We start from the raw sequence: 12730 nt of genomic DNA on the forward strand, positions 1-12730 counted from the left end.
GGGTTATTTTTATACGCCTGCCCACCACATCCTTAATTTTAATCCCCAGTAGCTCGTCCAGCCCGTTGTGGTACTGACCACGTTCCCCTTCGACACAACCACCAGCGTTGGCGTGACGCTCACCTGCCACTGCTGCGACAAAGCACCGTTTGCATCGTTAATGACCGGCATTTTCAGCTGTTTCTTATCAACCCAGCGCTCAAGCTTTGCGTTGTCACCAGAGCGCATGGCGATACTCACCACGTTCCCGCCCTCTTCTGCCAGTTGATTAACCGCAGGCGTCGTGTAGCGGCAAATGCTGCACCAGGTCGCCCAGACGTAGATCAGCAGCGGACGATCCTGGCTGAGCGCCGCAATATCGTGAACATTGCCGTCGATACTCGTCATCGGCGTTGCACTAAAACTGGCGGGGAGTGTCGGTTTTCGGTATTGATCCACACCCCACACCACGGCCAGCGTCAGCAGAACGAGTATTATCCCTTCCCGCGCCCAGCGGCGCAGTCGATTGATTTTGCGGTTATCCATTGTGACCTCATGTTTTAATGGAGGTCATCTTAACGGGCAATACGCCATCACGCTGTAAAGAAGTGTCGCACCAGGGTTACTCCGGGCTATAGCCGTAATCGTAATAGCTGTACCCCGAGTTGTAATAGAGCGCGGCAGATTTCACTATGTCATTGAGGATCGTGCCACTCACCTGCACGCCCATCCGTTCCATACGCTTAAGGCTGGTCTCAATCTCTTTAACGCTGGTTTTACCAAAGCGGGCGACCAGCAGCGTGGTGGCGGCTGCTCTGGCTATCAGCAAAGCATCCGTGACGGCAAGCACAGGCGGAGTGTCGATAATCACCATGTCATATCGCTTTTCAATCTGCGACATTATCCCCTGAAGGCTTTCACTCATGAGCAGATCGACGGGATGGGCAGGTTGAGGTCCGCAGGTCAGTACATCAAAACCGCCTTTTTCGAAGCGTTGAACCGCCTCCTGCCACTCGACCGTTCCGTCGAGCACGCTGGACAACCCCCGCTGATTATTCAGCCTGAACACGTTGTGGACATAACCCTTGCGCATATCCGCATCAATAAACAGCACCCGCTGTCCGGCCTGCGCCAGAATCGACGCCAGCGAAGAACTGACCAGCGTCTTTCCGCAGTCCTGCGTGGGGCCAGACACCACGACAATCCGGTTTGTGGCATCCATCATGGTAAAATGCAAACTGGTGCGCAGCCCGCGTATCGCCTCGACAAACGAATCAGCCGGACGATCGATGGGCAGAAAAGGCACGTTGGCTATCTTGTGCTTCCAGTGGGAAGTAAACAGGTTTCTCCTGCGCAGGTGCGTTTTTTTCCATAACCATGCCGAGCGCGGAAGCGTCACCAGCAGCGGCATTCCGAGCTCATCCAGTTGTTCTGAGGACGTAATGCCCCGCTTAAAGGCTGAACGCACTAAAACCGTTCCGGCAGAAAGTATCAACCCCATCAGCATACCAAACACGATAATGAGTGCTTTGCGCGGTTCAACCGGAGCAGGCTGCGTCATGGCCGGGTCAATGATACGCACGTTCCCGATCGCGCTGGAGCGCGAGATGCTCAGCTCTTGCTGACGCGTCAGCAACTGCATGTATACGGTACGCCCGGATTCAACGTCACGACTCAGACGTAATATTTCCTGCTGCGTGGAAGGCATGGATGACACGCGGCTATTCAGGCGTGCGCGCTCCCGTTCAAGGGTTTGTTTCTTCTCCCGTAAAGCACGGTAGGTCGGATGATCTTTTTTGAACAGCTGAGAGACTTCTGCTTCGCGAAATATAAGCTCGTTAAGCTGATTTTCCACGTTAACCACCTGATCAAGCACCGATTTTGCCTCAAGAGATAAATCGACCGAATCGCGCTGCTCTCGGTAAGCATTCAGTCGTGCCTCGGCTTCATTCAGTTCGAGACTGATTTTAGGTAACTGATCCTGTAAGAACGCGAGGCTGCGGGAATCTTTAGCCTCCTGGCGCGCAATGTTCTGGCTGAGAAAATGTTCAGCAATCGAATTAAGTATCGTGGCGGTCTTGTCGGGATCGTCGCCCGTTAGCGTTAAGGCGATCATACCGCTCTGTTTCGCCGACTCGGCAATCGTAAGTCTGCTCTGAAGGGCGTTGATCGCGTTAAGCCTGGTCACGGTGTTGAGGGTAAATTGCGTTCCCGGTACCGCACTGAGGGATGTCACCAGAAGCGATACGCCCTCTTTAACCAGCGCTTTCCCGACAACGCCCTCTGCCTCAAGCGTTTTCCCCTCAAGATGATATCGCCCCTGCTCCTGAACGGTGAGTAAAAGCGTTTGTGGCTCACCTTCCACAAGGGGAATATTCAGCGAGCCAATCGTGATTTCCGCCGGTTTGCGGCCCTGCACGTGCTGCCAAAGCGCCCCGATAACGGGGAACATGCGCTGGCTAACCTCGTAGGTCAGCCCTAATTGATCAACGGTCTCGCCGAGGACCATCCGTGACTTGAGGAGTAAAAGTTCTGGGGCGACATCGGGTGAAAGATCGGGCCTGAACGACGTCAGGTTCTTGAGCAGCGCGTTGCCCTGCTTCGCTTCGACCTGCACCAGGGCATCAGCCTGATAAACTGGCGTGGCGCTGAATGCGTAGATCCCCGCAAACACCGTAAACAGAAGTGTCACACACGCGATCGTTACCCGGTGATCGAACATCTCAGCAAGCAGCTGAATAAGATCCATTTCGTTATTCTGCGGCGTCGCAGCACGATATTTGTCTGATTGAGAAGACGACATTACGGCTTCATTCCTTGTTAACTTAAACGGCAGGCCCATTCCTGACGGGCTTTTCCTGATTGCCCGAAAATGGCCGCTCACCAATCGGTGAGCGGCACATATTGCCGGTGCAGACCACTAAGATTGAAGGGAACATTACTGCGGCCACGCTCTGATGTTACGAACGGTTTCGGTCAGGTCATGTACGCCGCTGATGGTGGGTACCAGCTGGGAGATCACGCGATTCCAGCGTGATAGCGGTGCCGTGGTGACATAGACAATGTCATACGGCTCAAGCTGAAATTCCGTACCCAGCACCATGGCTGACGCATCTTCCGCATTCAGCTGATAGATATTGGCGATTTTGTCGGTGTCGCCTTTTTTCGATACCTGCCGAATAACAAAAATGCCGGTTGCATCGGCCATATTTTGGTTAAGCCCCCCGGCATTCCCCAGGGCCTCGGCCAGCGTCATGCCGCTACGATCCATCTTAAGCGTGCTCTGTTTAATCACTTCCCCCATCACGAACACCTTCAGCGCGTCGTTCCGGGGCACAAACAGGATATCGCCAGGATAAAGCAGCTTATTTTGGGTCAAATCGCCATGCTGCATCAGGGCATAGAGGGAAAGGTGCGCGTCCTGTCCATTATGTGTGAGCACGACGTTCCGCCAGTCGGCATCCGCCGAGAGTCCACCCGCAGCGTTAACCGCGTCCATTACCGTCAGCGGAATATTGGTTATCGGTTGTTGCCCTGATTTTTCAACCTCACCGGTGACGTAGGCTTTTTGTGAACGGAAGGCGGCAACGCTGACGTCCACCTGCGGGCTCTCAATAACGTTATCCAGTCGAGCCGTAATCTCGTCGCGTACCTGTGAAACCGTTTTTCCTGCTACCCGCAGTTTACCGACATAGGGATAAAAGAGCGTGCCGTCGGCGTTAACCCAGTTGCCGGCATCGCTCGCGCTACGATATTGTCCTGCCGGCGTCGTTAATTCAGGGTGATCCCAGACGGTGACCGTCAGGATGTCACCCGTACCAATACGGTATTCCCAGCGTTTGATCTGCGCATCCAGATTAGGATTTGCCTGAGATTTCGACACGGGCGGACGCAGTTTTTCAATCAGTTCCGGCGTCAGGGGAAATATTTCCACGCGCTTTTCGAGCTGATAATTTGCCTCTTCCGGCGAAATAACGTTCTTCCCGGACACAGTTAAGTCCAGGCCTGGTGAAAACATACACCCCGTTAACTGACTCATACTCAGAAATAAGAGCGAAAATGCAGTTGTACTTTTCATTAATATAAATATTTCTTTTCAACGTTCCGTTTATCGTCAAGCCTGTAAAAAGACTTAAGCTAACATCATGAAATTTAATTGATTACTCTTTCCCGGAGTGAAATTACTGGCATTATAAAACGCACTTCACCCGCTTTCTAAAAAGCAGAGCCTTTGCCTGGTCTTGTTAAAAAAATGGCGGTAAGCACGCTGCACTCGAAGGCGATATTAAATGCTCTTCAGGCGGAAAGCATTCGCATCGCTTTCTAACTTTGATATGAAAAGTTATTTTCAGAATTAATAAATGAAATGATAAATATTAAAAATATAAGACGCTGGCAATATTCCCGACACTGATAAACATCATGCAATTGGGCTACACAAAACCGTCCACTTTTGTTACATTTTTTTTCAAACATACCCTGCGTTGATACTTAAAATGGACTGTCTGCTTCGCTTTGCACGACCCGCAGACGAAAAGTATCTGTAACGATATCACTGGAGAAAAAATGGCTAAGCGTAAACTGCTGCTTCTGGGTGTATTACTGTCTCTGGCGGGATCTGCATTCTCTGCCCCGCAAACGGCCGCTGCACCCTCCGGCATCAAGGCCTATGAAGAACAAGAGTTCATCGCTGACTTCACGAAATTCAAGATTGGCGACACGGCGCCGGCGCAGTATCAAACGCCGGAGTACACCATCAAACAGTACCAGTTGCGTAACCTGCCGGCGCCGGATGCCGGAACCCACTGGACCTACATGGGCGAGAATTACGTGCTGATTGGCGATGCGGATGGCAAAATCTACAAAGCCTATAATGGAGATATTTTCTATCACCGCTAATACCATCCTGATCCGCCCCTGGCAGGAAAGCGATCGCCCTTTCCTGCGCACGCTCTTCCTCCACGCCCGGCGTGAAGCCTGGCCATGGCTGGACAGTTCAGACTGGCAGCTTGAAGACTTTGACGCGGCCACCCGTGACGAAGTGATTTGGGTTGCCACGCAGAACGGCCATCGACTGGGTTTTGCTTCCGTCTGGACGAACGATAATTTTCTGCACAACCTCTTTGTTGACCCGCAGTATCAAAGCCACGGCGTCGGGAAAATGCTCCTGGAACAGGTGCAGAAGACGTTTACCAGTACGGGTTCGCTTAAGTGTCTGGTGAAGAATGCGCGGGCTGTCGCGTTTTACCAGCGGCACGGCTGGCACATTGAGACGACGGGGGATTCTCCGGAGGGAGAGTATTATTTGATGCACTATCGGTTGGGTTAAAGTCGGGTGGCGGCTTCGCCTTACCCGACCTAGGTGATAGTGCCAGTTGTAGGCCGGGTAAGCGAAGCGCCACCCGGCAATTCAACGCGAAGGCGTTACACCGCGCGAAACGCGATTTCGCCCGGGATCACTTCGCCCTGCCAGTAAAGCTGCGCCGCAACGCGACCCGCCAGCTGACGATACATGTCTGCAAATTCGCTGTCCGGACGGCTGACCACCGTCGGCTTGCCGCTATCCAGATCTTCGCGCAGGGTAATGTGCAGCGGCATCTGTCCCAGCAGTTGGGTGTGATACTTCGCGGCCAGTTTTTCTGCGCCCCCCGTACCGAAGATAGGTTCGTGGTGACCGCAGTTGCTGCAGATGTGCATGCTCATGTTCTCCACGATACCGAGCACCGGCACTTCCACCTTCTCGAACATCACGATGCCTTTTTTGGCGTCGATCAGCGCGATATCCTGCGGCGTGGTCACCACAACGGCTCCCGTCACCGGAATGTTTTGCGCCAGCGTGAGCTGTATATCACCGGTGCCCGGCGGCATGTCCAGAACCAGATAATCCAGATCCGGCCACATCGTCTCCTGCAGCATCTGCAGCAGCGCTTTGCTGGCCATCGGGCCGCGCCAGACCATGGCGTTATCGTCAGTCACCAGGTAACCGATGGAGTTGGTCGCCAGACCGTGCGCCATGATCGGTGCCATGTGGGTGCCGTCCGGTGAGGTTGGACGCTGGTTTTCCGCGCCCAGCATATTTGGAATAGACGGACCGTAGATGTCGGCATCCAGAATACCGACCTTTGCCCCTTCCGCTGCCAGCGCCAGCGCCAGGTTTACGGCGGTAGAAGATTTCCCCACCCCGCCCTTGCCCGAGCTGACGGCAATGATGTTTTTCACGCCGTTCACGCCAGGCTGGTTTTTCACGCGTTTCAGCGTGGCAATACTGTGGCTCAGCTTCCAGTCGATCGCCTTCGCGCCGGTCATGCGCAGCAGCTCAGAGCTGGTCTGCTCTTTCAGCGCGTCAAAGGCGCTGGTCCAGACGAACGGCATCTGCAGCTCAATGTGCAGCGTATCGTCCAACCAGGCAACGTGGTGTAACGCTTTCAGCGTAGTGAGATTATGCTTCAGGGTTGGATGCTGAAAGTTAGCCAGCGTCCCGGCGACCATTGCGCGTAAGGCTTCCGGTGATTTGGCCTGGGATTGAGAACTCATCCCGACTCCTTTGTTCTTGTGAATAAGACCTTAGATGAACAAGTTTACCTGAAAGGCCGTGGTTTGTGCTTACTTAATAATGCCCCTTTTGGTAATATCAAAAACCCTTTTCACAGTTAAAAGAAGTAATGCCTACTATGACTCAAGTCGCGAAGAAAATTCTGGTAACGTGCGCACTGCCGTACGCCAACGGCTCAATCCACCTCGGCCACATGCTGGAGCATATCCAGGCTGATGTCTGGGTCCGTTACCAGCGAATGCGCGGCCACGAGGTTAACTTCATCTGTGCGGACGATGCCCACGGCACGCCGATCATGCTGAAAGCGCAGCAGCTGGGGATCTCCCCGGAGCAGATGATTGCCGAAATGAGTCAGGAGCATCAGACCGATTTTGCTGGCTTTGACATCAGCTATGACAACTATCACTCCACGCACAGCGACGAAAACCGCGAGCTGTCGGAGCTGATCTACACCCGTCTGAAAGAGAACGGTTTTATTAAAAACCGCACCATCTCTCAGCTGTACGATCCGGAAAAAGGCATGTTCCTGCCGGACCGCTTCGTCAAAGGCACCTGTCCGAAATGTAAATCCCCGGATCAGTACGGCGATAACTGCGAAGTGTGCGGCGCAACCTACAGCCCGACCGAGCTTATCGAGCCGAAATCCGTGGTTTCCGGCGCCACGCCTGTGATGCGTGACTCCGAGCACTTCTTCTTCGACCTGCCGTCCTTCAGCGAAATGCTGCAGGCGTGGACCCGCAGCGGCGCGCTGCAGGAGCAGGTGGCGAACAAGATGCAGGAGTGGTTCGAATCCGGCCTGCAGCAGTGGGATATCTCCCGCGATGCGCCGTACTTCGGCTTCGAAATCCCGAACGCACCGGGCAAATACTTCTACGTCTGGCTGGACGCGCCAATCGGCTACATGGGCTCCTTTAAGAACCTGTGCGACAAGCGTGGCGACACCGTAAGCTTCGACGAATACTGGAAGAAAGATTCCACGGCAGAGCTGTACCACTTCATCGGTAAAGACATTGTTTACTTCCACAGCCTGTTCTGGCCGGCCATGCTGGAAGGCAGCAACTTCCGCAAGCCAACCAACCTGTTTGTTCACGGCTACGTGACGGTGAACGGCGCCAAGATGTCCAAGTCCCGCGGGACGTTCATCAAGGCCAGCACCTGGCTGAACCACTTCGACGCGGACAGCCTGCGCTACTACTACACCGCGAAGCTCTCTTCCCGCATCGACGATATCGACCTGAACCTGGAAGATTTCGTGCAGCGCGTGAACGCGGACATCGTCAACAAGGTGGTGAACCTGGCGTCACGTAACGCGGGCTTCATCGCCAAGCGTTTTGATGGCGTGCTTTCTGCCGAACTGGCCGATCCTGAGCTGTATAAAACCTTCACCGATGCCGCCGCTGCGGTTGGCGAAGCCTGGGAAAGCCGTGAATTCGGTAAAGCGATTCGCGAAATCATGGCGCTGGCCGATGTTGCCAACCGCTATGTGGACGAGCAGGCCCCGTGGGTGGTCGCGAAACAGGAAGGCCGTGACGCCGACCTGCAGGCGATCTGCACCATGGGTCTGAACATGTTCCGCGTGCTGATGACCTGGCTGAAGCCGGTTCTGCCACAGCTGGCAGCCCGTGCTGAAGCGTTCCTGAACACCGAACTGACCTGGGATGCTATCCAGCAGCCGCTGCTCGGCCACAAGGTCAACACCTTCAAAGCGCTGTACAACCGCATCGAGATGAAGCAGGTTGAAGCCCTGGTGGAAGCCTCTAAAGAAGAGGTGAAGGCAGCAGCGGCACCGGTCACCGGCCCGCTGGCAGACGACCCGATTCAGGAAACCATTACCTTTGATGATTTCGCCAAAGTCGACCTGCGCGTGGCGCTGATCGAAAACGCGGAGTTCGTGGAAGGCTCTGACAAGCTGCTGCGCCTGACGCTGGATCTGGGCGGCGAGAAGCGTAACGTCTTCTCCGGGATCCGCTCTGCTTACCCTGATCCGCAGGAGCTGATCGGCCGTCAGACCGTGATGGTGGCGAACCTGGCGCCGCGTAAAATGCGCTTCGGCATCTCTGAGGGGATGGTGATGGCTGCAGGCCCTGGCGGGAAAGATATCTTCCTGTTAAGCCCTGACGAAGGCGCGAAGCCGGGTCAGCAGGTGAAATAACAAAAAAGCCGGAGATTATCTCCGGCTTTTTTTTGCCCGGCGGCGCTACGCTTGCACGGGCCTACGGGTTTTGTAGGCCGGGTAAGGCGAAGCCGCCACCCGGCTAAACATCACGCCTTCGGGTGATGCACCCGGTGGGTCAGCCCGCGCAGGAAATTACGCAGAAACTGGTCGCCGCATTCGCGGTAGTTTTTATGATCCGGCGCGCGCATCATGGCGGTCACTTCCGGCACGGATACGCGAAATTTTTGCTCGGTCATGATCGCCACGATATCGTCCGTTTTCAGCGAGAACGCGATACGCAGCTTTTTCAGCACCGTGTTGTTGTTCACCCGACGCTCCAGCGCCAGCTCTGGTGCGGCCGGATCTTTGCCACGCTTATCGTAAATCAGGCCGTTCAGGAAACCCGACAGAATGATGTCAGGGCAGCGGACAAAGCCCTCTTCGTCTTCTTTGGTCATCCACGTGTCAAAACTCGCAGACGTGGATTCCATATCGGACAGCGCAAGAATGCGCACCATGTCGTTATTGTTCGCTTTCAGGGTGTAGCGCAGGCTACGGAGAATATCGTTACTTAGCATAGAGCCTTCGAATGTCGATGATGCAATGGCGCGCAGTGTACCAGCTTTACAGCCCAATCGCCTCTTTCAAACTCTTCAGGTAGCGACGGCTGACGGGTACCGTTTGTCCGGCACGCAGCACCAGCTCGGCCTGGCCGTTATCTTCCAGGCGGATCTCCTTCAGATGCGCCATATTCACCAGGTACTGACGGTGACAGCGAATCAGCGGCGTGCGGCTCTCCAGCGTGCGCAGGGTCAGCTCGGTAAACCCTTCGTTCCCTTCCGCGCTGGTGACAAACACCCCACTCAGACGGCTGCTGACAAACGCCACATCATCCATCTGCAGAAGATAAATCCGGCTGTGCCCGGTGCAGGGGATAAACTTCAGCGGCTGCTGGTTTTCCGGCAGCAGCGTGACGTCCTGGACCGTGCGCTCCTGGCGTAAACGGGTGAGCGTTTTTTCAAGGCGCTTCTCTTCAATCGGCTTGAGCAGATAGTCAAACGCGTGCTCCTCAAAAGCCTTCACAGCATATTCATCAAACGCCGTCAGAAACACGATGTAGGGACGATGTTCCGGATCGAGCATGCCCACCATCTCCAGCCCGCTGATGCGGGGCATCTGAATATCGAGGAACAGCACGTCCGGACGCAGTTTGTGCACCGCGCCGATGGCCTCAATGGCGTTCGCGCACTCCCCCACAATCTCAATATCCGGCTGCTCCTGCAGCAGAACGCGCAGGTTTTCCCGTGCCAGCGGCTCGTCATCCACAATCAGCACTCTTAACATGCGTTTTCCTCCAGCGGCAGTCGTACGGTAATACGGGTAAATCGGTCGGGCTCGCAGGCGACGGTAATGCCACAGTCATCGCCAAAATGGGCACGCAGGCGTTTATCCACCAGGCTCATCCCTAAACCGCCGGAGGCGGAAGGCTGATAAAGCCCGGCATTATCTTCAATATCCAGCACCAGGTGATGGTTGAATCGGCTGGCGGCAATGGTTATCTCCCCCGTTCCCAGCAGCTGTGACGTACCGTGTTTGATTGCGTTTTCCACAATCGGCTGCAGGGTAAAGGCCGGAAGATGCTGATACGCGAGCTCATCCGGTACGGAGAGCGACACCTGCAAACGAGACTGGAAACGCGCCTGTTCAATCTGCAGATAGGCATTCACGTGCTCAATCTCATCGGCGAGGGTGACGATCTCAGACGGACGTTTCAGATTTTTACGGAAAAAGGTCGACAGAAACTGCACCAGTTGGGCGGCCTGATCGCTGTCGCGGCGGATCACCGCCTTAAGCGTATTGAGGGCGTTGAACAGGAAATGCGGATTGACCTGGGCATGCAGCAGTTTGATCTCAGACTGCGTCAGCAGGGCTTTCTGCCGCTCATACTGTCCGGCGAGGATTTGCGCGGACAGCAGCTGGGCGATCCCCTCCCCCAGCGTGCGGTTGATCGAGCTGAACAGACGGTTTTTCGCCTCATACAGCTTGATGGTGCCCATCACCCGCTGATTCTCGCCGCGCAGCGGAATCACCAGCGTGGAGCCCAGCTTGCACTGCGGATGCAGCGAACAGCGGTAAGGCACTTCGTTTCCGTCGGCATACACCACCTCGCCGGTTTCAATGGCGCGCAGCGTATAGGCTGAGGAGATGGGTTTACCCGGCAGATGGTGATCGTCCCCGGTGCCGGTAAAGGCCAGCAGCCGCTCGCGGTCGGTGATGGCCACCGCGCCGATATCCAGCTCCTTGTAGAGCACCTGCGCCACCTTCATGCTGTTCTCTTCGTTAAACCCCTGGCGCAGGATCCCTTCGGTCGAGGCGGCAACCTTCAGCGCCGTGGCGGAAAAGGCCGAGGTGTACTTCTCAAACATGGCGCGCTTGTCGAGCAGAATGCGCATAAACAGCGCCGCGCCCACGGTGTTGGTCACCATCATCGGAGCGGCAATGCTGCTGACCAGGTGCAACGCATCCTCAAACGGACGGGCAATCAGCAGGATGATCGCCATCTGCGCCATTTCGGCCACAAAGGTGATGGCTCCGGCGGTGAGCGGGCTGAAGACTTTATCCGGGCGGCCGCGTTTAATCATGTAGCTGTGAACCAGGCCGCCAAGCAGACCTTCCACAATCGTGGAGATCATACAGCTCAGGGCCGTCATCCCGCCCATGGAATAGCGATGCAGCCCCCCGGTTAAACCGACAAGGCCACCGACGACGGGACCGCCCAGCAGCCCGCCCATCACCGCGCCAATCGCGCGCGTGTTGGCAATAGAGTCTTCGATATGGAGACCAAAATAAGTCCCCATGATGCAGAAAATAGAGAAGGTGACGTAACAGAGCAGCTTATGCGGCAGACGTACGGTGACCTGCATCAGCGGAATAAACAGGCGCGTTTTACTCATCAGCCAGGCAATGACAAGAAACACGCACATCTGCTGAAGCAACAGCAGCACCAGATTAAACTCGTACATACTCAAAACCGCACACGCTAAAAACGCGTAACATACACGGATGCGGCTTAACTTTCTTTGAAGCATCCCATAAAAGCGCAAAATCGTGTCCGTTATCACACCTTTTTCTGAATATCGCGCATGCTTCGCATTGTTTGTTCAAAAATCAATCAATCCTTCCTGGTTCGGAAAAGTGGGTCTACAGTTAAGCTGGGGACGCGTAAGCCAGGGGGCGAATATGGCGCTTTACACGATAGGTGAAGTGGCACTCCTTTGTGATATCAATCCCGTTACCCTACGGGCGTGGCAGCGACGGTATGGATTACTCAAACCGCAGAGAACGGACGGTGGTCATCGCCTTTTCAATGAGGCCGATATCGACCGCATCCGCGAGATTAAGAGCTGGATCGACAACGGCGTGCAGGTCGGCAAAGTGAAGTCCCTTCTGAGCCACGACGACCCGGATACGCTGCATCTCTGGCGCGAACAACAGGAAACCCTGCTGCGGCTCCTGCAGGCGGGCAACCTGCAGCGCCTGCGCGCGTGGATAAAAGAGCAGGGCCGCGATTACCCGGCACAGACGCTGATCTCCCATCTTTTCATTCCGCTCCGTCGACGCCTGCAGTGCCAGCAGTCTACCCTGCAGGCGCTGCTCAGCATGCTCGACGGGGTGCTGATCAACTACATTGCCGTCTGCCTTGCCTCGGCGAAGAACAAAGCCGGCAAAGATGCCCTGGTGGTGGGCTGGAACGTGCACGATACCACCCGCCTGTGGCTGGAAGCGTGGATTGCCACCCAGAAGGGCTGGCGCGTGGATGTCCTGGCGCACTCGCTGGCGCAGCTCAGACCTGAGTTTTTCGACGGCCAGACCCTGCTGGTCTGGTGTGGTGAAGTGCCGTCCGCCACGCAGCAACAGCTGCTGACGGAATGGCGTGAGAATGGTTACCCGGTTTATTCCCTTGGCCCGGATGAGCCATAACGGCATTTAATGGTTCATTAACAGCTGCGCTTCACCGTATAATTGTTCCGTTAACAACAGGA

12 protein-coding genes are annotated in these 12730 nt (G+C 55.3%); 4 read left to right on the top strand and 8 right to left on the bottom strand.

What is annotated here, in order from left to right; all coding sequences use genetic code 11:
* Positions 1 to 9: 9 nt before the first annotated feature.
* From V1572_RS17815 to V1572_RS17830, 4 genes are all read right to left on the bottom strand, one after another.
* Positions 10 to 525 carry a protein disulfide oxidoreductase gene (locus tag V1572_RS17815; RefSeq protein ID WP_048028262.1) on the bottom strand — a complete coding sequence of 172 codons (516 nt, stop codon included), beginning with the start codon at positions 523 to 525 and terminating at the stop codon, positions 10 to 12.
* Positions 526 to 601: 76 nt separating this feature from the next.
* On the bottom strand, positions 602 to 2782 hold the full coding sequence (locus V1572_RS17820; RefSeq protein WP_395299436.1) for a polysaccharide biosynthesis tyrosine autokinase: 2181 nt from the start codon (positions 2780 to 2782) through the stop codon (positions 602 to 604).
* A 22-nt stretch (positions 2783 to 2804) separates the two neighbouring features.
* Positions 2805 to 2918 (bottom strand): hypothetical protein, encoded by a 114-nt coding sequence (locus tag V1572_RS17825; RefSeq protein WP_205246186.1) that lies wholly within the window; start codon positions 2916 to 2918, stop codon positions 2805 to 2807.
* Positions 2918 to 4057, bottom strand: a complete 1140-nt coding sequence (locus tag V1572_RS17830) for a polysaccharide export protein (protein WP_045908654.1) — start codon at positions 4055 to 4057, stop codon at positions 2918 to 2920. Before V1572_RS17830 ends, V1572_RS17825 begins: the two co-directional genes overlap by 1 nt.
* A 488-nt stretch (positions 4058 to 4545) precedes the next feature.
* Here V1572_RS17830 and V1572_RS17835 point away from each other — a divergent pair, with 488 nt between their 5' ends.
* Both V1572_RS17835 and V1572_RS17840 read left to right on the top strand, forming a co-directional pair.
* A complete protein-coding gene (locus tag V1572_RS17835; RefSeq protein ID WP_008500887.1) occupies positions 4546 to 4878 on the top strand; it encodes an RcnB family protein in 333 nt (110 codons plus the stop codon).
* Entirely contained in the window at positions 4829 to 5308 is a 480-nt protein-coding gene (locus V1572_RS17840; RefSeq protein ID WP_353145810.1) for a GNAT family N-acetyltransferase, read from the top strand. Before V1572_RS17835 ends, V1572_RS17840 begins: the two co-directional genes overlap by 50 nt.
* Before the next feature lie 95 nt (positions 5309 to 5403).
* Here V1572_RS17840 and apbC read toward each other — a convergent pair whose 3' ends face one another.
* Positions 5404 to 6513 (bottom strand): iron-sulfur cluster carrier protein ApbC, encoded by a 1110-nt coding sequence (gene apbC, locus V1572_RS17845; protein WP_395299437.1) that lies wholly within the window; start codon positions 6511 to 6513, stop codon positions 5404 to 5406.
* A gap of 137 nt (positions 6514 to 6650) precedes the next feature.
* Between apbC and metG the strand changes: the two genes are divergently transcribed.
* On the top strand, positions 6651 to 8684 hold the full coding sequence (metG, locus tag V1572_RS17850; protein WP_048224083.1) for a methionine--tRNA ligase: 2034 nt from the start codon (positions 6651 to 6653) through the stop codon (positions 8682 to 8684).
* 110 nt (positions 8685 to 8794) lie between these two features.
* Here the strand turns inward: metG and V1572_RS17855 are convergent, their stop codons facing one another.
* The 3 genes from V1572_RS17855 to V1572_RS17865 are packed head-to-tail and all read right to left on the bottom strand — an operon-like array spanning position 8795 to position 11710.
* Positions 8795 to 9265, bottom strand: a complete 471-nt coding sequence (locus V1572_RS17855; RefSeq protein WP_008500891.1) for a DUF1456 family protein — start codon at positions 9263 to 9265, stop codon at positions 8795 to 8797.
* 46 nt (positions 9266 to 9311) lie between these two features.
* On the bottom strand, positions 9312 to 10031 hold the full coding sequence (gene btsR / locus V1572_RS17860; RefSeq protein WP_024908144.1) for a two-component system response regulator BtsR: 720 nt from the start codon (positions 10029 to 10031) through the stop codon (positions 9312 to 9314).
* Entirely contained in the window at positions 10025 to 11710 is a 1686-nt protein-coding gene (locus V1572_RS17865; protein WP_024908145.1) for a sensor histidine kinase, read from the bottom strand. Before V1572_RS17865 ends, btsR begins: the two co-directional genes overlap by 7 nt.
* A gap of 217 nt (positions 11711 to 11927) precedes the next feature.
* Here V1572_RS17865 and mlrA point away from each other — a divergent pair, with 217 nt between their 5' ends.
* Positions 11928 to 12668 carry an HTH-type transcriptional regulator MlrA gene (gene mlrA, locus V1572_RS17870; protein WP_045908660.1) on the top strand — a complete coding sequence of 247 codons (741 nt, stop codon included), beginning with the start codon at positions 11928 to 11930 and terminating at the stop codon, positions 12666 to 12668.
* The last annotated feature ends 62 nt before the right edge of the window (positions 12669 to 12730 follow it).

Source organism: Enterobacter quasiroggenkampii (assembly GCF_043972695.1).
GTDB lineage: Bacteria > Pseudomonadota > Gammaproteobacteria > Enterobacterales > Enterobacteriaceae > Enterobacter > Enterobacter quasiroggenkampii.